Raw genomic sequence first — 25009 nt, forward strand, 5'->3', positions numbered from 1 at the left:
GCGGGCTTTTTTATTTTTGGTTCCGAATTTGATCAAGGTGATTCGACATGATCAAGACTATATATGTAAATTTAATACCCTTATCATAATTACGTATCTTCTCTATTTTCTCGTATTTCAATCAGCACTTAAAAAGAATTACCATTAATTCAATTCTGCTTAATTTGTATTTTTTTAATTAAAAAATTTAGTTTTAATAAAGCGATAATGTTAAGTCCTTACTGCACAACGTTATGCAATTTTATTTAAAAAAAATTTCCTATCCTGCGAAGTGGACCAATAAATAATAATTTTATTCTCGATCTATTGTTGATGCGTCCGAGCCTGCTTGCTTTCTTTTAAATCTCCCATCTGCTTAAAAAGGTTATGTTGCTTGCTTGATATACAAAGAGAATGTTGCATTGCTTTTGCAGGGTTGCAAATCATCAACATTAACCGTATCTTTTTGCCAATAAAACTACACTGATTTTTCCATTACTATCGTATTTATAACTTAAATAATGAGTGCTCATATTTTCCTGTTTAAATAATCCTGTCATTGAACATAGTAGATGTTGCTTGGAAAAGGAAAAATCTATGAATACCTTATTTGAAAGCCCTGAAGTTGTGCATAACATCCCGGAAGATACCGCCAGGCTAACTGTATTGGATGAAAATATTACTGGAATAGTGGCGCAGATTGTTCTTGCCCTTAAAAATGACCAGGTTGTTTTGGTTCGTGGTGTGACACAAAAAAATGCAGATGACATGATGTTCAATGTCGCCCAAAATTTTGGGCTGGATCACAAATTGGAAGTGGAAGCGGGATTTGCTTCGGTGAAGGGGCATAGGGAAAATGTTGGGAAATATTTTATGACTGTCAATAAGCGCGATGACTATCATTTTATCCCGGCGCATTGCGAAGGTAGCTCTCGCATGCGAATGCAATTGGCATCTTTTTATGCGGTGGAAAATACTACTGATGGGGGTTCGTCAATTTTATTAAATATAAATGATGCCAGCCCTGAGTGGAGCATTCAGCGTGAACTGGTGAAAAAATGTAAGTTAGGCAATAAAAAATTATCTCAATATGAAACTATGAAGTTAAAGATGATGCATGGCATAGAATTACCTGCGGATCTTTTGACAGACGCTGATGTAATAATTTCGAACGATGTTTCGCCTGTGGATGGTGTGAGTTTGTTTAATGTCCTGGAGCAATTAAGAAAAGTTCACTCGGTTATCCTGGATCGCGATTGTTATGCTTATTGGGATACGGTGGCCAGCTATGATTTTGATTCGGGTACAGGATATTTTGATTTATTAAGAAATTGCGATTTGTTGAAGATTCCTGATGGTGTAAATGACTTTACTGCATTGGATAACGCATATGCTCGCAGGGTATGGAAGTCTGGTACTCATTATCCATCCTTGTTTAAGTCAAAACTAACGCAGCAATTAATGGCAGGCGATTTGGTTTTTATGAACAATCTTTCATGGGCTCATTCTACTAGCAATTGGAATCCGGGTTCCGGGCGGCGCAAGGTATTGGCTGCATTCGCATAAATAAAAATTGATTTGGCTGTTTTGGTATGCAAAACCGATCAGCCTTTTTTTAATCTATTTCTACTCTTGATACTTGTTTTGAATGAGTAATCCATTTTGCTTTTCAACTGGCCGTTGAATCCCTTCGGAACTTTATTTAATAGGCCACCAATCGGGCAGGAGAGCGGCAATAGAATTTTGTTGAAAACGCTGGTCCAGCAACCATACATATCCGGTATCAGTTTTAGTGCGAATAACCCGTCCTGCCGCCTGAATAACTTTTTGGATACCGGGGTAGGTATAAGTAAAATCGTAACCTTGGCCAAATTTTTTTTGCATGACTGATTTGAGGTGTTCATTAACTGGATTTACTTGTGGTAACCCCAGCGTGGCGATGAAAACACCTTTCAATGCATCGCCTGATAAATCCACGCCTTCGCTAAATGCACCGCCCAATACGGCAAGGCCCAACAAATTTTTATGTTGGTTAAACTTTGCGATAAATTCCTGCCGATCCTCTTCGCTCATGCGGCGCGATTGGATCAATAATTCAACACCAGTATCTGTGAGCGTTCTACGCAGATGCATTTCAACCTGTTGCATGAATTCGTAACTGGAAAAAAATATCAGGGCATTGCCAGGCTCGCGTTTAATTTGCTCATTAACGATATTGCAAATGGGCTCAATTGCATCCTTGCGGTCCTTGTAACGCGTTGAGAGCTGATGAGCAATATGAACATTTAATTGTTCCTGGCGAAAGGGTGAGGGCACATTGATGTGTACGGTATCTTCAGGTAAACCTAACAATACCTGGTAATAATGGGCGGGATGAAGCGTTGCTGAAAAATAGCATGCGCTATGGGCAAAAATTCCGCGTGCAGCAAGCTGGGTGGCTGGTATCAAATTGCGTAAGGTTAGTATTTCTTTTTTTGAGCCTGCATCTTGTATATCAATGCAAAAATCTTCGTCAAAAAAATCAGCCAATCGTTGATAGTTGAGTGCAGCGAAGAAAAAATCCTGAACAATTGTTTCTTGTATCGGATGCTCTGGATTACTTTGCAGGAATTCAATATAGCTATTAGTAAATTCGACGAGTGCTTGTCCGAGTTTTTCCGGTAGTGCAGGCAATAGCCGTAATTCATTTGTATCCTGTATCAAATTTTTCAATAGTGCCAGCCAGGCTTTATTGGCTTTTTCCAGTGATTTTTTGATAGAAGCAGGAGCGATCTTTTTTGCGCTGAGAAGATCATCGCGCTGCAATTCAGCAGTGTACATGCTGCGGCCGCGATCAATTAGGTTATGGCTTTCATCGATAAGTAAGTAGGGATTCCAGTTAAATTCGTTGGTAAGCCCTAATAATAACGGCGTACCATCGAAGTAATAATTTACGTCAGCAATTACTATGTCTACCCAGCGACTCATTTCCATGCTGAGATAGAATGGGCAAATTTTAAATTGATAAGCCAGTTCGGCAAGTTGTTGTTTGTCTAACAGTGGTAATTTGTAGGCTGTTGCGCGTGCTTTTTCCAGTTTGGTGTAAAAATCCAGTGCGTAAGGGCAGGAATCTCCGCTGCATTTTTTTTCGGGTTCCAGGCAGGATTTTTCTTGTGCAGTTAATTCCAAGGTTCGCAACGGAATCCATGTATTGGTATCACTGCCGGAAATCAGTGCGACATTTTCCAATGCCAATTGTTTACCGGTAGTTTTTGCGGTGAGATAAAAAATTTTATCAACTGCAGTGCGTGGGATCGCTTTGAGTGCCGGAAACAGTGCTGCAAGTGTTTTGCCTGTTCCTGTCGGTGCTTCAGCTAACACCACGCGTCCGGTTGCTGCCGCTTTATATACTGCCTCGGCCATAATGCGTTGCCCACTATGCATTTCACCGTAGGGGAACTGTAGCTGTTCGATCCAGTCATCCAGCTGTAGTAAGCGCTGATTAATTTGAGCTTGCCATGCGCAATATTTTTCTGCCAGCTGCTCAAAAAATTCTTGTAAGGCTATTGCGCTCCATGTTTCATCTTGTCGATATTCTTGTTCATCGCCCAGGTTGAAATAAATTAATGCCAAATTAATTTCTTCACAATTGTGTTGTGCGCAATACATCCAGCCATAACACTTTGCTTGCGCCCAATGCAACTGTTGGTGGTTTTCAGGAATGTTGGTTATGTCACCATAAAAAGTTTTAATTTCTTCTATGCAGTTATCGTTGGGATTAAAACCGTCGGCGCGTCCGCGAAAGGTGATGTCACCATAAATAATGCTAATGCTAACTTCTGTTTGATAGCCGATAGCACGATTATTGGTAACGCGCTTGTGTCCTTCAATGCCCTCCTGGCCACTGGGGGCGGGAGTAAATCTGCGATCCAGGCTGCCGGTCTTGGCTGCAAATTCAACCAGTGTTTTTATCGCAACACTCTTTGGTTTACCGCCAGCGGACATAACAGACCTCGGCGGGAATTCCATGTAGTGAAAAATACTTTAGCCAGCGTTCCTGGTTATCCTGAATGCGATCTCCGGGGCCTTTTATTTCAATCATGCAATACGTTTTTTCTGCTGGATAAAACTGAATTAAATCTGGTAAACCGCTGCGATTACTTTTTAAATCAAATAATAATCGCTCAAAAATACGTTTCAAATGTGCTTTAGGGATGCAATCCAGTGCCATTGCAATTAGTTCCCTATCCAGTATCGACCAATTAACAAGGGCATTGGCTATGCCGTATTTATCATCCCATACGCTGAATATGTGTTGATGGTGATTATCCTGATCAAATAAATCCCACAACTGCTGCAAGCCTGGGCGATTACGCGCAAAGTCTTCCTGGTACATGTCTAATGGAGCAATCTGGAATGGGTTTGCAAATGCACCTTCAATACCACGAAACATTTCCGGCCATAGCCATAAACCGAATAATCCGGTTAGCAAAATATTTTCTACATAAAAACAGGGGGCGTTATCAGTATGTAGAAATTGTCGGGCGGCCTCTTCAACGGAAAACCGGTTTCCTTCGTCATCATAAGCGGCGCCTAACTCCAAATACTTCTCAATAATTGTTGGCAGTGTTTTCTGTATGGATGGCTCGCCCAACTTTTTGGCGAGGCGAGGTGTCATCCTTCGAGCTATTTGTAATTCTTCTTCATTAAATGGATTTGCCTGAATTTCCTGAAGCAGCACCCATGCTGCAGAAAGTTCTCCCTGTTTTTCCAGCAAGCGAATTCGTCGTTCCCGTGCTGGTGGTATTTCATTTTGGGTGTAGAGTTTAAGTGCTAAAGATTGTTCATTGGCTCGCTCCAATTGATATGCCAGTTGATTGCACAAACGAGCCCTGCGGCGCTCCAGCTTGTTGCTGGTTGCCGTTGTGGGTAATAAGGTTGTGATGTGTATGAGGTCCTCCAGTGTAGCTGCGCGCTCAAGTTGTTCACGCAATGTCATTAATAATTGATATTGCTCGATTTCGGAACGACTTTTAAAGATGCGATGCTGCTGATCGATAACATAATTTTCATAGCGATATAGCCCCAGGTCTTGCAGTACAAACTCGGTGAGGTCCTGGTAAGTGTTACCAAAAAATAGCAGCAATAAATTGCTGATAATTGAGCGGTTATCTAAATAATACGCATCACCCAGTTGGTTTTCTGTCCACTCTCGCCATAACTTGGGTGCTGGAAATTGCTGTATCAAATCGGCAACAATTTCTTCTTTGCGAAGGTGTTTTCCATTATTTATATGTGCTTTAAATAATTGGAGCAATTCCCCTTTTGTTAAGGAATCGCATAATTCGCTCAACGACAATGGTTGGTTATTGCTGAGTAAGCCTGCCTGAATCAATTTCAAGGCGGCCTCATCAATCGAATCTATCTCTGCGTAGCGCAATTTACTGCGGCGAAATAATGGGCCTTTACGGCTCGATAATCGCACCAGCAAACATTGGCTATCGCGCTCGAGCTGCTGAAAGCGGGAGACAAATTCACGTTCATCCTCGTTCAGTAAATCTGCATAGCGTTGTACGACCCAATCCACCAAAAACTGGAAATTTGTGAGGTAATAGTCGGAGGCTAGATCCGGTTTTTCGGAACTGGTATTGCTCATTGCCTTGTCATTCCAATTAATGCGGATTGATCGTGATGATATTGAGCTCCCGGTTGCTGCAATTATCCCCGTGGATGAAAAAAACCGTAAAAAAATGCTGCGCAGTAAAACAGTCCTTCAATAAAAAGCCCCGCGAGTTTGCACTGGCGGGGCTTTTTATTGCTTGCTTAAAACTTAGTTCTTGGCAGCGGCAGCTTTCTTTTCTTTCTCTTTCGCGATTACTGCTTCAGCCACGTTGCTCGGGCATGGAGAGTAGTGAGCGAATTCCATAGAGAACTGGCCGCGGCCAGAAGTCATGGTACGCAGGGTGCTGATGTAGCCGAACATTTCTGACAGCGGAACTTCAGCTTTGATGCGTACGCCAGTCACGCCAGCTTCCTGGCCATTGATCATGCCGCGACGACGGTTCAGGTCACCGATCACATCACCTACGTGATCTTCCGGAGTAAACACGTCCACTTTCATGATTGGCTCAAGCAGTTGTGGGCCGGCTTTTGGCATGGATTGACGGAAAGCACCTTTTGCAGCGATTTCGAACGCGATTGCAGACGAGTCCACGGCGTGGAATCCACCGTCGAACAGGTCAACTTCAACGTCCAGAACCGGGAAGCCTGCCAATGGACCGGTACCCATCATAGACGCAAAACCTTTTTCGATTGCCGGGTAGAATTCTTTTGGAACGCTACCACCAACAACCGAGGTCTTGAATACGAAGCCAGTGTTTGGCTCGCCCGGCTTGATACGGTAGTCGATTTTACCGTACTGACCAGAACCACCCGATTGCTTCTTGTGGGTGTAGCTGTCTTCGATTTCGCGAGTAATGGTTTCGCGGTAGGCTACCTGTGGTTGACCAACATTCAGCTCTACACCGTAGGTGCGCTTCATGATGTCCACTTTAATATCCAGGTGCAATTCACCCATACCTTTCAGGATGGTTTCGCCAGAGTCCTGGTCGGTTTCCACGCGGAAAGTCGGGTCTTCAGAAACCAGCTTACCGATAGCGGTAGCCATTTTCTCAATCATGCTCTTGTCTTTCGGAGTTACAGCAATAGAAATTACTGGCTCAGGGAAAACCATTGGTTCGAGTGTGCAAGGTTCTTTTGGATCACACAAGGTGTGACCAGTTTGCACGTTCTTCAGACCGATTAACGCGATGATGTCGCCCGCTTGAGCGGTGGTCAGGTCTGTGCGGTCATTGGCGTGCATTTCCACCATGCGACCAACACGTTCGGTTTTGCCGGTGAATGAGTTAAGGATGGTGTCGCCTTTGTTAAGTACACCAGAGTAGATGCGAACGAAGGTCAGGGCGCCGAAACGGTCGTCCATGATCTTGAATGCCAGGGCGCGGAAAGGCTCGTCTGCAGAAACAATAGCAAATTTGCCAGTTTCGTTACCTTCTTCGTCAGTTAACGGTTGTGGGTTAACTTCGGTAGGGGCAGGCAAATAGTCAACTACGCCGTCCAGCAACAGTTGCATACCTTTGTTTTTAAAGGCAGAACCACAGAAGGTTGGGAAGAATGCCAGGTCGCGGGTACCTTTGCGGATGCAACGCTTCAGGTCTTCTACAGAAGGCTCTTCGCCTTCCATATATGCCATCATCAAGTCGTCATCTTGTTCTACAGCGGTTTCCACCAACTGGCTACGATAGAGTTCTACATCGTCAACCATGTCTGCAGGGATGTCAGTAACAGTGAAGTTTTCAGGAATACCTGAATCATCCCACACGAATGCTTTGCGGTTCAGCAGGTCAACCACACCCTTGAAGGTGTCTTCGCGACCGATTGGCAGGGTCATTATCAGGGGAGTAGCACCCAGAACATTTTTTACCTGCTCGGTTACGCGGATGAAATCTGCACCGATACGGTCCAGCTTGTTTACGAAAATCAAACGGGAAACTTTAGAGTCGTTCGCATAGCGCCAGTTGGTTTCTGATTGGGGTTCTACACCGCCAGAACCACAGAATACGCCGATGCCGCCGTCCAATACTTTCAATGAACGATACACTTCCACGGTGAAGTCAACGTGGCCGGGGGTATCAATAACGTTGAAACGGTGACCTTTCCAGAAACAGCTCACAGCTGCTGACTGAATGGTGATACCGCGTTCAGCTTCTTGCACCATGAAGTCAGTCGTTGATTCACCTTCGTGAACTTCACCGAGTTTATGGATTTTACCGGTGAGCTTGAGAATACGCTCAGTAGTGGTAGTTTTACCGGCGTCCACGTGGGCGAAGATACCGATGTTTCTGTAAAGGGATAAGTCAGCCATAGGACTCTCGTTATGTTAAACAGGGTTAGAAAAAAGCTGGGTTTGAAAATAGCGGCGTAATATACAGGAAGTTATCCAAAAATACCTTAAGAAAAAGAAGTCTATAGATATTGTTTTACAGTTTTAGGGCGGTTTTTGATATTTAAAGGAGTCGTGTTGCCAACAATGGGTCATGTTGTATCGGGATTGGGTGAGGTTATAGTCATAGGGAGGATAAAAGGGCGCGATAAACGCGCCCTTACGGTGAATCCAAAATACAATCGGTTTTTAATCGACGTAATTTTCAATGCCTGGACATGAGCAAACCAGGTTGCGGTCGCCGTATACGTTGTCGATACGATTCACACTCGGCCAGACTTTATGGTTTTTCAACCAGCTGGCGGGGCGGCCTGCGACTTCGCGGGAATAAGCGCGTGTCCAGTTTTCTTCCAATACGTCATCCTGGGTGTGTGGGGCATTATGCAGGGCACTGGCGTCGGCACTGATTTCACCGTTGATAACTTGTTCGATCTCCTTGCGAATGATCAGCATTGCCTCAATGAATTTATCCAATTCAATTTTAGATTCCGATTCGGTTGGTTCGATCATCAGCGTGCCTGCAACCGGGAAAGACATGGTTGGGGCATGGAAACCGAAATCCATCAAGCGCTTGGCAATGTCTTCTTCACTGATACCACTTGCTTCTTTTAATGGGCGCAAATCCAGCAAACATTCGTGCGCAACAAAGCCATTGGTACCCTTGTACAAAATCGGGTATGCCGCTTCCAGTTTCTTTGCCACATAATTTGCATTCAGCATTGCGAATTCGGTGGCATGGCGCATGCCGGAGGCTCCCATCATTTTAATGTACATCCAGCTGATGGGGAGGATGCTTGCGGAACCCCAGGGGGCAGCAGAAATAGTGCCGTTATTTACGTTGGTGCCGGGAACGGGTTGCACCGGATGCGCAGCGAGGAAGGGCTCCAAATGTTTGCCTACGCCGATCGGGCCCATGCCGGGACCACCGCCACCATGAGGGATGCAGAATGTTTTGTGCAAATTCAAATGCGATACATCGCCACCGAATTTACCTGGCGCAGCCACACCAACAAGCGCATTCATGTTGGCACCGTCGATATAAACCTGGCCGCCGATGGCATGGATCATATCGCACAGATCGGTGATACCTTCTTCGAATACACCGTGAGTAGAAGGATAGGTACACATGATGCACGCGATTTGGTTGCCGTAAGTGGCAATCTTTTCGCGCAGGTCATTGAGGTCGACGTTACCTTTTGCATCGCAAGCAACAACAACGACTTTGTAGCTCACCATTTGTGCGGAGGCGGGGTTAGTGCCGTGCGCAGAGGCGGGAATCAAACAAATATCGCGCTGCGTTTCGCCTTTGCTTTCAAAATATTTTTTGATCGCAACAAGTCCGGCATATTCGCCTTGTGAGCCGGCGTTAGGTTGCAAACTGATTGCATCGTAACCGGTACACGCTTTGAGCATCTCTTGCAGCTCTTCAAATAACTGCTTGTAACCTTCGGCTTGATCAATTGGCGCAAATGGATGCAGTTTGCCAAATTCTGGCCAGGTGACGGGAATCATCTCTGCGGTTGCATTTAGTTTCATGGTGCAGGAGCCGAGTGGAATCATCGCATTGTTAAGTGCGATATCTTTGGATTCCAAGCGCTTTAAGTAGCGCAGCATTTCGGTTTCGCTGTGATAGGTATTGAATACCGGGTGCGTTAATACTGCATCGCTGCGCCGCAAATCGGCGGGAATTGCGTTATTGGCAGTGATATTTTTACCATCGCGAATTTGTGCATCCAGTGAGGAAAGCTCAACACCGGTTACGCCAAATACGGCGAGTAAATTTTCCAAATCAGGGACGGTCGTTGTTTCGTTCAGGCTGATACCAAGAGAATCATTACCTACTAAACGCAAATTAATTTCTGCGGCGAGCGCGGCTTGATTGATTGCTTTTTGGTTGTCGCCAACATTGACGGTGATAGTGTCAAAGAAGTTTGCGTTGTTAATTGCAAAACCCTTGGCTTTTAATGCAGCAGCAGCAATGGTTGTTAAGCGATGAATGCGATTGGCGATTCGTTTCAAACCTTCCGGGCCGTGGTAAATGGCATAAAACACGCTCATAACTGCCAACAATACTTGCGAAGTACAAATATTGGAGTTGGCTTTTTCGCGGCGAATATGTTGCTCGCGGGTTTGCATCGCCATACGCAGTGCTTGTTTGCCGCGGGTATCAATAGATACACCAATGATGCGGCCTGGTGCCGAACGTTTGTAAGCATCGCGGAAAGCGAAGAACCCGGCGTGCGGGCCACCGAAACCAAGTGGTACACCAAATCGCTGGCTGGTGCCGACTACAACATCGGCTCCCATTGCACCGGGAGATTTGAGCAACAATAGCGCCATTAAATCCGTCGCCACAGTTACCAGTGTATTTTTATTGTGGGCAGTTTCGATAATCGTCGTTAAATCGCGAATCTGGCCACTCGATCCAGGATAGGAGAGCAGGGCACCGAAGTAATCGCCATGGGCCAATTGCCCAATGGTTGCAACTTCAATTTCAAAACCGAAATGTTCCGCACGGGTCCTGACAACTTCGATAGTTTGTGAGTGAGTATCCGCATCAACAAAAAACACATCAGATTTGCTTTTCTTATTTTGGCGCTTACACATCGCCATGGCTTCAGCGGCGGCAGTGCCTTCATCCAATACAGACGCGTTGGCCATCTCCATGCCGGTCAGGTCAATAATCATTTGCTGGTAATTGAGCAATGCTTCCAGGCGACCTTGTGCAATTTCCGGTTGATAGGGGGTGTAAGCGGTGTACCAGCCCGGGTTTTCCAGCACGTTGCGCAGTACCACGTGAGGTACATGGGTATCGTGGTAACCCATGCCGATATAGTTTTTGAAAATTTTATTTTTTCCGGCGATGGCTTTGAGTTGTGCCAGCGCCTCAGCTTCCGTGACGGCAGGGCCCAGGTTCAGCTCCCCTTTCAGGCGAATAGCATCGGGCACTGTTTTATCGATCAACTCCTTAACTGAGCTAACACCCAGTGCTGCCAGCATAGCGGCAGTTTGTTGGGCATCCGGGCCTATATGACGTTGGACAAACTCGTCGTGATTGGCCAATTCCCCTAGCGAAGCGGAACGGAAATCAATAGGGGAAGCTGAGCGAAAATCAACGGACATAGAAGCTCTCTGTAGATTGGAAAATAATCAAAAACGGCGGGAAAGCGGAGAGGCAAACGGGTGCCTGTTTAAAAAGGCCGCAATGGTACCAATTTGGGGCTTTTCGGGCAATCAAACAGGCCTGTATAGATGTAAAACTGTTGTTTTAAGCCATCGCCATGGAACAAGAGAGTAACAGTGTAATCTCAGGCCTGATATGATTCGGCGGCACAGCCGATTCCGGTCTGTTCATTATGACAATAAGTATTTAAAAGACTTGTAAGCATTTATGTACCATGAATTTTTTGGGCTGAAAGAACCCGCGTTTTCCATTGCCGTAAACCCGCGCTATCTCTTTATGAGTGATCAGCATCGGGAGGCGTTGGCACACCTGCTTTACGGGATACAAAACGGTGGTTTTGTGATGCTGACTGGCGAAGTGGGAACCGGTAAAACGACGATAATTCGCTGTTTGCTTGAGCAATTACCAGACAATACCGATATCGCCATTATTCTAAACCCCATGGCCAGCGCGCCTGAGTTGCTTTCTACTATCTGCGACGAATTGGGTGTGGGTTATATTGCCGATGAGCTAACAGTAAAAGTACTCACCGACGCACTCAATCAGTTTTTGCTGGATAACCATCGTAGAGGCCGCAAAACCGTTTTATTGATAGATGAAGCGCAACTACTAAAAGTGCCAGTGCTGGAGCAGATCCGATTGCTTACGAATCTGGAAACCACCACAGAAAAATTATTACAAATTATGTTGGTGGGGCAGCCGGAATTAAAAAAATTACTGGCGCGTCCGGCCTTGCGCCAATTATCACAGCGCATCACTGCGCGTTTTCATTTGGAGGCGTTGAGCCTCGTTGAAACCAAGGCTTATATCTACCACCGCTTGAAAGTTGCCGGCATCGCCGATCACCAAATTCCATTCAGTGATTCTATTATTAAAAAAATTCACGAATTCAGTGGCGGTATTCCCCGTTTGATTAATGTAATTTGCGAACGTTTGTTATTAGGTGCCTACGCACAAAATCGCCATCAAATAGATAAACAAATTTTTGCCGCTGCGGTGAAAGAAGTTGCCGGAACTGCTACCCACCAGGAAGAAAAGGAAGCGGCTGCTTCGCGTACCTCCTGGCATGCTGTCTTTGTCGGGCTTGTATTAGTGGCAATGACAATAGTTTGGTTTTTAGTTCCGGATCATCCATCTGCAAATGCCGGCATGACGAACGCCCAGCACTCTTCAGTTGATACGAATGTATTAGCGGCGGGAAATGTATTGGATGCGCGGCGGGCTGCATCCAGCAACGTTGCATCATCAGTTACTTCAAAAACACCACACATAGAAAATGTTTTAACCGCTGTTGCAACACGCGACCAGATTGCGGCACAACTGGCTTTGTTTAAATTTACTGGATTGAACGCAATTGATAAAAAATCTCCGTGCACATCATTGAATAAATCGACATATGAATGTGCCAAAGCCAGATTAGGTTCATGGGATGAATTAAAAGAATTGAATCGACCTGGAATAATGACACTTTCCACGTCCGATAAAAAATGGGTTTATGCATTGCTTATTGGTTTGAGTGAAGATCACGCGTTGTTTTTGGTTGATGGCGTGGAAAAAGTTATCACCTGGAGCGAACTGGTTGCCCAATGGAATGGCGATTTTTTATATGTCTGGTCGCGTCCTGCGGGCTTTGAAGGAAGCTTGCAAGTAGGTGATCGGAGTGAGCTGGTAACCTGGGTTGCAGAGCAGTTCGCAAAGCTGGATCAGCAACCTGCACCCTTAACCCGGCAATTTTTTACTGACCGTTTGCAAAAGCGGATTGAGTTGTTCCAGGCCAACAATGGCATTATTCCCGATGGGATTTTTAATGAGCAAACCTTACGGCGTTTGAATGAAGCCTTGGGAATGGATAAACCCCTGGCAGAATTAAATGAACAAAAACTTCAACAACATATCAAGGCTCAAGGGCTGTAGTTTATGTCACTCATTTTGGATGCCTTGAATCGCGCTGATAACGAGCGTAAGAACCAGGATAGCGTACCTGGTTTAAATACTGTCCATTCATCGACAGTGACCATTGTCGAAGAAAAAACCGGTAATAAATATGGATTGTATGTTGCTATTTTTTTTGCAGTCGTTGCGCTGATCGCTTCTGTTTATTGGTTTGTTGCCAAGCCAGGTGCTGCCACTGTTTCGCCCCCGCAGCCACAAGCTGATGCATCGTCGCAACCGTCAGTCGAGGAAAGCAGTCGGACCACAACAAAAGCAGAAGAGGTACAAACGATTGCTGAAACCAAGCCAGTCGAGTCAATAATATCTCCTAGGCCGACGGCAGCAGTTGAACAGCTTTATGCTGCTCCTGAGGCCCAGTCAGCCCCTTCTGCCGATCCGCAAATCAATGAGCTCTATACTGCTGAAGAACCAGCCGCTTCTGAATCCATTGAAGATCCATTTGTTAATCTACCGGCTGTTGTCGAAGAGCCAACTCATATTACTAACACCGGGCGGGTCGCTGCCGAGACTTTACCGTCACGCACGTTTGCCAATATTGTGAATGTTCAGGATTTTAATGAGTTGCCCTGGAATACCAAACAACAAATTCCTACCATTAGTTACCAGCGGCATAATTTTTTAGCAGGCGGTGTAAGCACTGTTGTCATTAACGGACAAACATTAGGTGTTGGAAATATTGCTGCATCGAGCCAATTAGTTGTACAAGAAATATTTGAGGATGGTGTTGTGCTTAAACGTGGGAATGTGATTTTTAAATTACGAGCGCTGAATGGCTGGATCAACATGTAATGAAATTTGCAGCCTATAAAAATAATAAAGGAGCCAATCGGCTCCTTTATTATTTTGGTAAGAGATGCAATGGAAATTAACCTTCCATTTTGGCTTGCAGGTAATTTTGAATTCCCACTTTACCAATTAACGACAATTGGGTTTCGAGCCAATCTACGTGTTCTTCTTCAGATTCCAGAATGCTTTTCAATAAATCGCGGCTAATGAAGTCACGTACGCCTTCACAGATGAGAATGCCATCACGCAGATCCGGAATAGCTCTCAGTTCCAGTGTTAAATCACATTTGAGCATTTCTTCAGTATCTTCACCGATATGCAATTTGCCTAAGTCTTGCAGATTCGGCAAACCTTCGAGAAATAGGATGCGTTCGATCAATGCATCGGCATGTTTCATTTCATCGATGGACTCATGGTATTCGTGGTCGGCCAGTTCTTTCAGGCCCCAATCTTTATACATACGGGAGTGAAGGAAATACTGGTTAATAGCTACAAGCTCATTACCCAGCACTTTGTTTAATACGGCGATAACTTGTGGATCACCTTTCATGGTGCTCTCCTTATGGGCTAAAACAGAAACAAAGTCTGGCCTTAAGGGAGAGTGATGTCAAGCGGAAGTGTTTTCTAAGTGATTGATGTTGAAGGAAAAAATACTGAAAATGGCAACGATTTAGATTTGTGTTTGTGTGGCTTTATCAAGCCACAGCATAAAATTGGGGCAGGCCATTGATCATCGGGGTGACGCTTAATGCTTCATCAAGGAGTTCGCGCGTCATTACAGAACATTTACCACATTGGCTGGCAACACCTAATGCCTTACGCAATTGACCAAGAGAGCTGGCCCCATCATTGATAGCTGCTTTGATTTGGCGGTCAGTAATACCCTTGCATACACAAACGTACATAAACGGAAAGCTCTGATTAAGTGGTTTTAGATGAACAAACATCAACCACTTAAATTTAATGTTAATGATAATTGGTGTCAATAGGTGCTGAGATAAATTCCTGTTTGAAATAATTTTTTATTCGTTAATATAACCCAACCAATGTTTGATGATAATTACGCCAATGTTTTTGTAATAGCGGCACTCTTGTAAGCGTTATATACAAAATCAATATGACACTCACTATGGTCTGTGTATGATAGCGGCGCACTATCAATAAATACCATTCAATCAATAACTGGCCATAAATTATTCATACAAATTGAATACACTCATGGCCGCTGAAACAGGTATTTATTCACCGATTAACCTATCAACCATCAGGAGCATTGTTATGGGCGTATTAGTAGGTAAAAAAGCACCGGATTTTACTGCAGCAGCAGTATTGGCAAACGGCGAGATCGTAGACGGTTACAACTTCGCAGCTGCTACCAAGGGCAAAAAAGCAGTTGTGTTCTTCTATCCTTTGGACTTCACCTTTGTATGTCCATCTGAACTGCTGGCATTTGACCACCGCGTGGAAGAGTTCAAAAAACGCAATGTAGAAGTAATTGGTGTTTCTATTGATTCCCAATTCACCCACAACGCATGGCGTAATACTCCAGTAAATGAAGGTGGTATTGGTCCGGTTAAATACACATTGGTTGCTGACGTTAAGCACGAGATTGCCAAGGCATTCGATGTAGAGTCTGCTGACGGTGTTGCTTTCCGCGGTACTTTCATCATTGACGAAGCGGGTGTTGTGCGTTCGCAAATCGTTAACGACCTGCCAATTGGTCGCAATATCGATGAAACTATCCGTACTGTTGATGCATTGATTTTCCACGAGCAACACGGTGAAGTTTGTCCTGCTGGCTGGAAAGATGGTGATAAAGGTATGGATGCATCGCCAGAAGGTGTTGCTAAATATCTGGCTGAGCACGCAGATAAACTCTAGGTTTTACTTTTAGAGCCTGGTCTTGTAAAAAGCCCGGTCAATGCCGGGCTTTTTATTGGCGAGCTTATTTGCGGGAAATCACCATGTCTGAAACCACAAAAAAAATAGATCTCCATCCAAGTTGGTTAAATCATCTTGCGAATGAATTTGAACAACCTTACATGAAACAGCTTAAAGCGTTTCTACTCGCAGAGAAGCAGCAGGGAAAGGTGATATATCCTGCCTCTAAAAATATATTCAATGCATTTAACAGCACACCGCTGGATCAGGTAAAGGTTGTTATCCTGGGGCAAGACCCATATCACGGTCCTAACCAGGCACATGGCCTCTGCTTTTCGGTGCAACCGGGTATTCCTGCTCCGCCATCGTTACAGAATATGTTCAAGGAGTTGCATCGGGATTTGGGGGGGGCTATTCCGCCGCACGGGTGCCTTCAGGCATGGGCCAACCAGGGTGTGCTATTGCTTAATGCGACCTTGACTGTAGAGCAGGCAAGGGCTGGTTCGCATCAGGGCAGAGGGTGGGAAATTTTTACCGATAAAGCAATTCAACTTGTTAATGAGCAATGCCAGGGGGTTGTGTTCCTATTGTGGGGTAGTTATGCCCAAAAGAAAGCGGCGTTCATTGATCCCCGCAAACATCTAATCCTTAAGGCCCCGCATCCTTCACCGTTATCAGCACATCGTGGATTTATTGGTTGTGGGCACTTCTCAAAAGCCAACCAGTATTTACAGCAGATCAATAAAGCACCAATCAATTGGCAGTTGCCTTAAGTCCTTAGAAAATAAAACATTTATTGTTTTTTTGACTATAAGTTAAAGGTGATATTTTCCGCCAATCTTTACACTGGATTCCTTTTTTAAATAATTGACAGCGCTGTCACATAGTAGTAGTTTTGTGCGCAATCTAAATGTAGTGGATGTGAGATGTGTCTCATCAAATCACCAAATAACATTTATCTGTAAAAAAGATTCTGTTTTTCTTTTGTATTTTAAAAAGTGTTCTAGAGTAAAAATCAAAATAACTAGACCAGCAGAGAGGATTCGCCTTCATTCCGAAAGCGAAAATGTTTGAACACCAGGCCACAGATTGCCGGGTTTTCAGGCATGTGTGTACCGGAAAATAATTCCTGACGATAATAAAGGAGAGCTCCATGTACAAAACTATAAGCTTTAAGAAAAAACTCCTGGCTACCGCAGTTGCATCTGCAGCTGTAGCGGCCAGCTTCAGTGGTCTGACTTACGCTCAAGACGATTCAGTTGAAGAAGTAATGGTGACTGGTATTCGCGGTTCTTTGACTCGTGCAGTCGATGTCAAGCGTGACGCAGCGGGTGTTGTTGATGCCATCTCTTCGGAAGACCTCGGCAAAATGCCAGATTCAAACCTGGCTGAATCGTTACAGCGCATCACCGGTATTTCTATTGATCGTAATAATGGCGAAGGTGCCAAGATTACTTCTCGTGGTTTCGGCCCACAATACAACCTGGTTACTCTGAATGGCCGACAATTGTCATCAGCGTCTGTAATTGAAGGCGGTGACGTTGAAAGCACCCGCTCATTTGATATGAGCAATATTGCCTCTGAATCTGTTTCAGGTGTGCAAGTGTACAAAACTGGCAAGGCAAGTGTTCCTACCGGTGGTATTGGCGCAACGATAAACCTGTCCACTGCCAAGCCATTCGATTATGAAGGCTTTAAAGCATCGGTTGGTGGTAAGGCGTTAATGGATGAGTCTAACGACACTGGTGATGATGTTACTCCAGAAGTGTCTGGTTTCGTTAGTTGGTCTGATGAGATGTTTGGGGCATCATTGTCATTAGCTCATCAAGAACGTGACAGCGCTCGCTCTGGTTTTGCCAATAGTGGTTGGGGTGATAGACGCCAATACTATCCAGGCGGCGCCATATTCAACAATGGTTATTCTGCGGACGCGGTTATAATTAACGAACCAACTAAACTTGATCCACTTGTTCCCAATTCTGGTGAAGTGGCTACACGTCTCCAGGAAGCGAATTTTTTCCATACTGATACGACACGTGAGCGTGACAACGCTTTGTTGACATTGCAATTCAGACCCACTGATAAGATCACCGCCACGCTTGACTACCTGAATGTAGAAACTAAAACCCAATCGCTGCACAGCATTTACTCTTTATGGTTCTCTGACGGTGCATGGGCAACGAATGGTGCGAAGTGGGATGACAGCACAATCACTACGTCTCCTGTTTACATGTGGCAGTCTAACTACAATGTGAATCCAGTGACTGGCGTAGGCACATATTCCCCTCGTGATATCGCGCTGAAAAACTCCTTACGTTCAGTTAAGAGCAAATTGGATGACGTAGGCCTTAACGTAGCGTTTGATGTTACCGATGAGTTGAGCCTTGCACTTGACGTTCACCGCTCCAAAGCAAGTGCAACTCCTTGGGATGCGCCGGGCACAAACATTACGCTTGGCATAGGCGTAAACACGTTGATTGGCCAAGGTTTGGACATGAGTGGTGATTTGCCTCTTATTGCTAGTGTTCTCAATAACGGTAGCATCAAGAAGAGCGATGTGGGTTCTACCATTAGCCAGTTGGTTAGTGCTCGTTCCTGGCAAGAAGTTACCCAGGGTAAGGTTTCTGGTGAGTACCAGTTTTCAGACTCAGGCTCTATTAACTTTGGTATAGATGCACAGCAAACCGAATCAATTCAAAGGCAATCCGACATTGGTAACGCAACAATGAAGGGGGGTTGGAGTGTTGCAGCAGCGGGTGATATTAATCCTGATTGGTTTGAGTTGATTAATTTCAACGATTATTTTGATGGTTATAACTCTAACTTGTCAGCTGCAAGCAAGGATTTCTTTTCAAGCGTAGGTTACAACGGTGATAAAGCTACATCAGATATTACTGGTGTGCGCGTTACCAACTTTAATGCGGTGGCTAAGCAAATGTTTGCTGAATCTCCGGATAAGGTTCCCTATGCAGCTGCTAAAATCGACGGTACTGACCGTAAGATTGTTGAAGATATCCAGGCCGCCTACGTTGAAACCAACCTAGATGGCACCTTGGGTGATATGGAGGTGAATGTTTCTGCTGGTGTTCGTTATGAAAGAACCGATGTAGAGTCTTATTCACGTGTATCTCCAAGAGAGATCACGTGGACTGCCGATAGGGATTTCAACAATCGTGCTATTGGGGCGGCTGATTCTCTCCCGTATACCGTTAGCGATTATCATTATGCCAATGTGCTTCCCAATCTGGACTTAACCTTCCATATCAGTGATGAACTGATTGCTCGTGCGTCAACCAGTAAAACGATCTCTCGTGCAAGCTACAACCAGTTACAAATGGGTGCAGCAGGCAATGCAGCAAGAGGTCCAGTATTGGCTGGCGGCTTACCGGGTCTTAGTAGCGACGGTAACGTTAAGCTGAAGCCAATTGAGTCCAACAACCTGGACTTGTCGCTTGAATATTACTTCAACGATTCTGATTATGTTTCTATTGGTTTCTTCGATAAGCGTGTACCTAACTTCATTGGTTCAGAAGATACTACGGTTACTTACGCAGGCACATTGGATCCAAGTGCTGGTCCACGTGCAATCGCCGCTGCAAATGCATTGAGGGCTGCTGGTCTTGCAGTAACTGACAGAAACTTGTTTGAACAGGTGGCCAGGATGAACGGCACCGATAAGGGTTGCGTGAATACCGGGACAGATAAAACATTGTGTGGTGCGGGAGGCATTGCTTCGGGCACTGAAGAGGGTTACTTGAAGTACAGTAACGGTGTAGATATTGTTGCTGTAGCAGGTGATCCAGGTGTTACCAATATCACTACCGTACCTGTAAACTCTCAAGATGCTGTGTTGAACGGTTGGGAATTCGCAGGTCAACACTTCTTCGGCGATAGTGGTTTTGGTATTCAAGCTAACTACACAATCGTTAATAGCGATTTTAGCTACGACCTCAACTCAGCACCAGGCGCTGCTACTCAATTTGCGCTGACTGGCTTGAGTGATTCGGCTAACGTGGTTGGTATCTACGAAAAAAATCAATGGCAAGCACGTATTGCGTACAACTGGCGCGACAAGTTCCTGAGTAATGCAAACTTCAACGGTGAGCCTGAGTTTACAGAAGACTACGGTCAGGTTGACTTTAATATAGGCTACAAAATTACTGATGATTTCACGGTAGCTTTGGAAGGTACTAACGTGCTAGGTGATGACAAGAAAGTTTATGGTCGTACCAAGCAGCAAGTAAGAACTGTCGATGTGTTAGAGGCTCGTTATGCGCTTTCTGCGCGTTACAATTTCTAATAGTCATTGATGTAAGTAAAGAGAATGCCGCTCCTTTGAGCGGCATTTTTTTAGGTCACGCATTTTTAGGTCAAGTGAGAAAACGGAACATAAAATGAAAAACTTTCAACCGCTAAACGTTGAGCAACATAAAAATCTTGGATATACAGAAAAATACGGCTCTTCATACGGACACCAGGTCGGCGCAGTGATGATATTGCCTAATGAATTTGCCAAAGCTCAACGAGAATACCCAATTTTGTTTCGTAAAGATTCTGAGACTGGCCGCTTTTTGCCAGTAGTCTTATTGGGATTTGAAGAGCATGAAAATCTCCTCCTTGATGAGAACTCAAATTGGAGTACACGTTACATTCCTCTCGCTGTGAAGCAGGGTCCTTTTATTATTGGGCTTCAGCAACAAGAAACAGAACAAAGGCTCGTTGTTTATGTGGATCTAAATGATTCAAGAATCCAGCCAAACGTAACTCCTGCACTTTTCAAGGATGATGGCACTAGCTCCACAACCTTAAATGACGTAAGAGATGTGTTGCTGGCGCGCCATAAAGGTTCAGAGCTACTTGAGCCTATGATTGAAGCCTTTTTAAAATACGATCTTCTTGAGCGGGTTAGGTTGGAAATTGATTTAGGTCATGGGACTACGATTAAATTTGATGCCGGTTATACAGTGCACATTGAAAAGCTAACTGCATTGGAAAATGATGCAGTAGTTGAATTGCACAGATCCGGGTTCTTGTCACTTGCCTATAATGTTGCTGACTCTGTGAATAATATTCAACGTTTGATTGATATCAAAAACGCAAAAACGAAGTAAGTTAGCCTACGAACAATCAATAAAAATGAGCCTGGATATGAACGAACATACAGCAACGAACTCTATTCGCAAAATTGTTATCGCAGGTGGTGGAACATCTGGTTGGTTAGCTGCTGCAGCTATCTCCAAGGTGCTCGGAAAAAATCTGGATATCACTCTGATTGAGTCGCCAGACATTGGGCGGATTGGCGTGGGCGAAGCAACTATCCCCACACTGCGAGTATTTCATAAGCTGTTGGGTATTAATGACCAGGAATTGATGGCTAGTGTTCAAGGAACATTTAAGTTAGGTATTGAGTTTAGTAACTGGGCTAACAAGGGTGATAAATACTTTCACTCTTTCGGGCTTACCGGAAAAGAGTGTTGGGCATGCCAGTTCCAGCATTTTTGGTTTGCAGGAAAAAAATACGGCATAAATATTCCCTTTGGTGATTACTGCCCTGAGTCTAAAGCCGCCAGTTTGGAAAAGTGTAGTGGCGAAAATGATGGCGTTAATTATGCCTACCACTTTGATGCAAATTTATATGCGGATTATTTGAAAAATTTTTCTATAAAACTTGGAGTGAAGCATGTTGAAGGGTTTATTGATAAGGTCATCCTCTCTCCGGAAAATGGTTATATTAAGTCGTTGTTATTGAAAGATGGACAAGAAATAGCGGGCGATTTATTCCTGGATTGTACCGGTTTCAAAGCAATGCTTATTGATGGTGCGTTAAATACACCCTATGTGCCCTATGGTCATTATCTTCCCTGTGATTCTGCGGTTGCACTACAAACGGAAAATGTGCGATCGCCAAGACCTTATACCCAGGCAATTGCGCACGATTTTGGATGGCAGTGGCGTATTCCGCTGCAACACAGATCGGGAAATGGTTTGGTTTTTTCCAGCCGGCATGTTTCAGATGATGAAGCCATCAACACGTTGTTGAATAATTTGGAAGGTCGCCCGGTTACCGAGCCGCGCGTGATTAAATATAAAACGGGGCGTCGCATAAAGTCCTGGAATAAAAACTGTATTGCCGTAGGGCTGGCATCAGGGTTTATTGAGCCTCTTGAATCAACCTCAATCCATTTAGCCATGTCTACCATTTATCGTTTGATGCGGTATTTCCCACAAAATGAAATTTCTATGTCTAATGTGGATGAGTTTAATCGGCAATCAAGTGCAGAAATGGATCGTGCCCGTAATTTTGTTGTATTGCATTACCACGCGACCCACCGTGAAGACACTGAATTTTGGCGTTATTGTAAGAATATGGAGATACCTGAAATCCTGGCGCGTCGAATACAATTATTCAAAGATACTGGCGCAATTATGCTCGAAGACAAAGAATTATTTTTAAACGATTCCTGGGTCCAGGTAATGATGGGGCAAGGTATTATGCCTACCGCCTATCATCCGGTTGTCGATATGATGGAAGAAAAGGAGTTGAAAGGCTTCCTTGCATTCTTGAGGGACGACGTGCATAAAAAAGTATCGGCAATGCCTTCTCATCAAGAATTTATCAATCAATTCTGTAAGGCAAGGGCACCGGTTTAAAAAAGGCTTGTTTGTCTTTTGGTTTACATGAAGTATTGAGAGTTAAAAATATAGAGAATTGTATGAGACCGATTGAGTACGGGCTTTGCGAGGATGCCAATATTGAATGCTATAAGGTTGGCAATGAGCAACAGGAAGTTCTATTGGTTGATAATTACCTTAAAGGGGCCCTGGCGTTAAAAGAATGTGCTGTGCAGATAAATGAGTTTGCGCGAGCAGACTCTTTTTATCCCGGTGTTCGTATGCAAGTTCCGCAGGAATATACCATGGCTCTTGTTAAAAATTTTGGCTTCTTTATGGAGCAGTTTTTTAATTTAGAGGTGAGGCAAATCAAGAAAGCTGTTTCCAGGTTTTCGATAATAACAACGCGCCAAAATGATCTTGATTTATTGCAACGAATCCCGCATTTCGACTCTCCATCGCGCAAAGGTTTGGCGTTTGTGCATTATCTACAATCGGTTCCGAATATGGGCACCTCGTTGTATCGCCATAGGCCAACAAACTTTGAATATGTTGATGAGCAGCGCTATTCCAGTTACATAGAAAAAATACAAGAACGATTTCCCACAGAAGATACATACCCGGAAGGCTATATCAGTGGCTCCACCGATCAATTTGAGGAAATCGCCTCATTTGATGCAGTATTTAATCGATTGCTTATGTATAGGGGGACGAGCCTTCACTGTGGGAAAATCGGTGCGGATTATAATTTTGACCCCAGCCCTGCGACCGGCCGGCTTACGGTTACATCGTTTTTTGAATTTAAATAGATTAATAGTAATTTAGAAAAATTGTAGGCGGTCAATCAACTCTATTGATCTGTACGGTTAGCAAGAGAAAAATATTGATGCTAATTTACGCTCCGTAGATCGAGCCAAAACATAGTTTTAGAAACTTTTTTGTTTCTCGGTAAAGATAAAAAATTCGGCCCTTAATGGGCCGAAATTTTTAGGTGTTGAACAAAAAAGCTTACTTCAAAATACCATCAATCTTCGCCAATTCTTCAGCACTAAATTCCAGATTGTTCAGTGCAGCTACTGAATCATCAATTTGCGCAGGACGGCTGGCGCCGATCAGGCAGGTGATAACAGCATCGTTATTTAATGTCCATGCGATAGCCATTTGTGCTAGCGATTGACCACGAGTTTCAGCAATGGCATTGAGTGCTTGTACTTTCCGGATTTTTTCTGGGGTGATGTCTTTGTTGTTTAGATAAATTAATTCCGGGCGAGCCGCACGGGAGTCTGCGGGTATGCCATTCAAATATTTGTTGGTGAGTACGCCTTGTGCCAATGGCGAGAATACAATCGAGCCTACGCCTTCTGTTTTCAAAACATCGGTTAAACCATTTTCAATCCAGCGATCAAACATGTTGTAACGTGGCTGATGGATTAATAACGGTGTACCTAACTCACGCAGGATGCGCACGGCTTCTTTGGTTTGCGCGGGCTGATAATTGGAAATGCCAACGTAGAGTGCGCGACCGGAACGCACAATAAAATCCAATGCCTGCATGGTTTCTTCGATGGGTGTTTCCGGGTCCATGCAGTGGTGGTAAAAAATATCGAAATAATCGAGGCCGGTGCGCTTCAAGCTTTGATCGCAACTGCTGACCAGATATTTGCGCGAGCCACCAATGCCGTAAGGGCCTGGCCACATGTCATAACCGGCTTTGCTGGAAATAATTAATTCATCGCGATAACGCACAAAATCTTGTGCAAAAATATTGCCGAAAGTTTGCTCTGCAGAACCGAAATGAGGGCCGTAATTGTTGGCCAAATCGAAATGGGTGATACCTAAATCGAATGCCCGACGCAGCATTGCACGAGCGTTGGATTGCGGGTCAACAGCACCGAAGTTTTGCCATAACCCGAGCGACAAACGCGGCAAGCGCAATCCGCTTTTGCCACAGCGTTGGTATTTCATGGTTGTGTAACGTTCGGGATTTGCTACATAAACTGGATTGGGTTCGTGAGTAATCATTGGTTGTCCTGGCCATTGGATGGTGACTTGCAAACCTGACTCATGCAAATGTTCACATGAGCGGCGCATTCTTTTAAGCGGCGCATTTTAACTGAAAGCAACTCATTGCAAATCCGCGGAGAGTGTAAAGATGAGTAGCACTGGATTACACCCAATCAAGTGAATGTTTTAACAACAATAATCCCCAAATAATCAGAATGCAGGCATTACTGGCCACGAACGCCCACATACGGTGGATTACGTTGTTGTACGTAAGGTGGATCCAGCTATGCACCAGGCGGCAGAGCACAAATAGCCATGCACAAACCACCATGGACGTAGATTCAACATGCATTGCAATGGCAATGGTTCCCGCGATGTAAAATAGCAGCGGAATTTCAAATAGATTGCTGTAGTTACGTGCAGCTTGCGCAATTTCCGTCGGCATTTCGCCAGTGTTTAATCGAAATTGGCTGATTCTAACCTGACCGGTTTTGATGGCTTTGATTCGCAGAAACATCATTCGAAAGGCGACACCAAAGGTAAGTAATACCATGGCAAACATTGCGTAGAGCATGAAACTGTTCCTTCTGTTGGGGGTTATTCTTCAGATTCACTATAGCCCAGATGGC

17 protein-coding genes are annotated in these 25009 nt (G+C 44.5%); 9 read left to right on the top strand and 8 right to left on the bottom strand.

What is annotated here, in order from left to right; genetic code table 11:
- Nucleotides 1-576 precede the first annotated feature (576 nt).
- The gene (locus A596_RS06600; RefSeq protein WP_039913347.1) at nt 577-1545 is read left to right on the top strand and encodes a hypothetical protein; all 969 of its coding nucleotides are present in this window, start codon (nt 577-579) and stop codon (nt 1543-1545) included.
- Between the two features lie 132 nt (nt 1546-1677).
- Here the strand turns inward: A596_RS06600 and A596_RS06605 are convergent, their stop codons facing one another.
- From A596_RS06605 to gcvP, 4 genes are all read right to left on the bottom strand, one after another.
- Nucleotides 1678-3963: an ATP-dependent DNA helicase gene (locus tag A596_RS06605; protein WP_039913348.1), complete on the bottom strand. Its 2286-nt coding sequence runs from the start codon at nt 3961-3963 to the stop codon at nt 1678-1680.
- Entirely contained in the window at nt 3947-5614 is a 1668-nt protein-coding gene (locus tag A596_RS06610) for a VRR-NUC domain-containing protein (protein WP_039913349.1), read from the bottom strand. The genes A596_RS06605 and A596_RS06610 overlap by 17 nt, the downstream gene beginning before the upstream one ends.
- A 174-nt stretch (nt 5615-5788) precedes the next feature.
- Complete coding sequence (gene fusA / locus A596_RS06615) at nt 5789-7882, bottom strand: elongation factor G (RefSeq protein ID WP_039913351.1); 2094 nt, start codon at nt 7880-7882, stop codon at nt 5789-5791.
- A 267-nt stretch (nt 7883-8149) separates the two neighbouring features.
- Nucleotides 8150-11083: an aminomethyl-transferring glycine dehydrogenase gene (gcvP, locus tag A596_RS06620; RefSeq protein ID WP_052417308.1), complete on the bottom strand. Its 2934-nt coding sequence runs from the start codon at nt 11081-11083 to the stop codon at nt 8150-8152.
- A 268-nt stretch (nt 11084-11351) separates the two neighbouring features.
- On the opposite strand from gcvP, the gene A596_RS06625 reads away from it, so the two are divergent.
- Both A596_RS06625 and A596_RS06630 read left to right on the top strand, forming a co-directional pair.
- Nucleotides 11352-13058 (top strand): ExeA family protein, encoded by a 1707-nt coding sequence (locus tag A596_RS06625; RefSeq protein ID WP_039913353.1) that lies wholly within the window; start codon nt 11352-11354, stop codon nt 13056-13058.
- Between the two features lie 3 nt (nt 13059-13061).
- On the top strand, nt 13062-13886 hold the full coding sequence (locus tag A596_RS06630; RefSeq protein WP_039913354.1) for a general secretion pathway protein GspB: 825 nt from the start codon (nt 13062-13064) through the stop codon (nt 13884-13886).
- Nucleotides 13887-13962: 76 nt separating this feature from the next.
- On the opposite strand, the gene bfr is transcribed toward A596_RS06630, so the two are convergent.
- On the bottom strand, nt 13963-14433 hold the full coding sequence (gene bfr / locus A596_RS06635; RefSeq protein WP_039913355.1) for a bacterioferritin: 471 nt from the start codon (nt 14431-14433) through the stop codon (nt 13963-13965).
- Nucleotides 14434-14578: 145 nt separating this feature from the next.
- Nucleotides 14579-14869: a bacterioferritin-associated ferredoxin gene (locus tag A596_RS06640; RefSeq protein ID WP_326979674.1), complete on the bottom strand. Its 291-nt coding sequence runs from the start codon at nt 14867-14869 to the stop codon at nt 14579-14581.
- A gap of 292 nt (nt 14870-15161) precedes the next feature.
- Here A596_RS06640 and A596_RS06645 point away from each other — a divergent pair, with 292 nt between their 5' ends.
- The 6 genes from A596_RS06645 to A596_RS22000 all read left to right on the top strand — a co-directional run bounded on the left by A596_RS06645 (nt 15162) and on the right by A596_RS22000 (nt 23185).
- Nucleotides 15162-15764 (top strand): peroxiredoxin, encoded by a 603-nt coding sequence (locus tag A596_RS06645; RefSeq protein WP_039913356.1) that lies wholly within the window; start codon nt 15162-15164, stop codon nt 15762-15764.
- Between the two features lie 83 nt (nt 15765-15847).
- The gene (gene ung / locus A596_RS06650; RefSeq protein WP_039913357.1) at nt 15848-16537 is read left to right on the top strand and encodes a uracil-DNA glycosylase; all 690 of its coding nucleotides are present in this window, start codon (nt 15848-15850) and stop codon (nt 16535-16537) included.
- A 380-nt stretch (nt 16538-16917) separates the two neighbouring features.
- The gene (locus tag A596_RS06655; RefSeq protein ID WP_052417309.1) at nt 16918-20064 is read left to right on the top strand and encodes a TonB-dependent receptor; all 3147 of its coding nucleotides are present in this window, start codon (nt 16918-16920) and stop codon (nt 20062-20064) included.
- Nucleotides 20065-20158: 94 nt separating this feature from the next.
- A complete protein-coding gene (locus A596_RS06660; protein ID WP_039913358.1) occupies nt 20159-20875 on the top strand; it encodes a SapC family protein in 717 nt (238 codons plus the stop codon).
- Between the two features lie 37 nt (nt 20876-20912).
- Nucleotides 20913-22415 carry a tryptophan halogenase family protein gene (locus A596_RS06665; protein WP_039913360.1) on the top strand — a complete coding sequence of 501 codons (1503 nt, stop codon included), beginning with the start codon at nt 20913-20915 and terminating at the stop codon, nt 22413-22415.
- Between the two features lie 62 nt (nt 22416-22477).
- A complete protein-coding gene (locus A596_RS22000; protein WP_052417310.1) occupies nt 22478-23185 on the top strand; it encodes a DUF6445 family protein in 708 nt (235 codons plus the stop codon).
- Nucleotides 23186-23384: 199 nt separating this feature from the next.
- Here A596_RS22000 and mgrA read toward each other — a convergent pair whose 3' ends face one another.
- Both mgrA and A596_RS06680 read right to left on the bottom strand, forming a co-directional pair.
- Nucleotides 23385-24398 carry an L-glyceraldehyde 3-phosphate reductase gene (gene mgrA, locus A596_RS06675; RefSeq protein ID WP_039913361.1) on the bottom strand — a complete coding sequence of 338 codons (1014 nt, stop codon included), beginning with the start codon at nt 24396-24398 and terminating at the stop codon, nt 23385-23387.
- 145 nt (nt 24399-24543) lie between these two features.
- Complete coding sequence (locus tag A596_RS06680) at nt 24544-24954, bottom strand: MAPEG family protein (protein ID WP_039913362.1); 411 nt, start codon at nt 24952-24954, stop codon at nt 24544-24546.
- Nucleotides 24955-25009: the final 55 nt, after the last annotated feature.

The sequence above is a fragment of the Cellvibrio mixtus subsp. mixtus J3-8 genome (assembly GCF_000766945.1).
Classification (GTDB): domain Bacteria; phylum Pseudomonadota; class Gammaproteobacteria; order Pseudomonadales; family Cellvibrionaceae; genus Cellvibrio; species Cellvibrio mixtus_A.

Bases quoted from the DNA above. Each gene is read 5' to 3' on its own strand.
- A596_RS06600 (WP_039913347.1), top strand. From the start codon at position 577: ATGAATACCTTATTTGAAAGCCCTGAAGTTGTGCATAACATCCCGGAA.
- A596_RS06605 (WP_039913348.1), bottom strand. From the start codon at position 3,963: ATGTCCGCTGGCGGTAAACCAAAGAGTGTTGCGATAAAAACACTGGTT.
- A596_RS06610 (WP_039913349.1), bottom strand. From the start codon at position 5,614: ATGAGCAATACCAGTTCCGAAAAACCGGATCTAGCCTCCGACTATTAC.
- fusA (WP_039913351.1), bottom strand. From the start codon at position 7,882: ATGGCTGACTTATCCCTTTACAGAAACATCGGTATCTTCGCCCACGTG.
- gcvP (WP_052417308.1), bottom strand. From the start codon at position 11,083: ATGTCCGTTGATTTTCGCTCAGCTTCCCCTATTGATTTCCGTTCCGCT.
- A596_RS06625 (WP_039913353.1), top strand. From the start codon at position 11,352: ATGTACCATGAATTTTTTGGGCTGAAAGAACCCGCGTTTTCCATTGCC.
- A596_RS06630 (WP_039913354.1), top strand. From the start codon at position 13,062: ATGTCACTCATTTTGGATGCCTTGAATCGCGCTGATAACGAGCGTAAG.
- bfr (WP_039913355.1), bottom strand. From the start codon at position 14,433: ATGAAAGGTGATCCACAAGTTATCGCCGTATTAAACAAAGTGCTGGGT.
- A596_RS06645 (WP_039913356.1), top strand. From the start codon at position 15,162: ATGGGCGTATTAGTAGGTAAAAAAGCACCGGATTTTACTGCAGCAGCA.
- ung (WP_039913357.1), top strand. From the start codon at position 15,848: ATGTCTGAAACCACAAAAAAAATAGATCTCCATCCAAGTTGGTTAAAT.
- A596_RS06655 (WP_052417309.1), top strand. From the start codon at position 16,918: ATGTACAAAACTATAAGCTTTAAGAAAAAACTCCTGGCTACCGCAGTT.
- A596_RS06660 (WP_039913358.1), top strand. From the start codon at position 20,159: ATGAAAAACTTTCAACCGCTAAACGTTGAGCAACATAAAAATCTTGGA.
- A596_RS06665 (WP_039913360.1), top strand. From the start codon at position 20,913: ATGAACGAACATACAGCAACGAACTCTATTCGCAAAATTGTTATCGCA.
- A596_RS22000 (WP_052417310.1), top strand. From the start codon at position 22,478: ATGAGACCGATTGAGTACGGGCTTTGCGAGGATGCCAATATTGAATGC.
- mgrA (WP_039913361.1), bottom strand. From the start codon at position 24,398: ATGATTACTCACGAACCCAATCCAGTTTATGTAGCAAATCCCGAACGT.
- A596_RS06680 (WP_039913362.1), bottom strand. From the start codon at position 24,954: ATGCTCTACGCAATGTTTGCCATGGTATTACTTACCTTTGGTGTCGCC.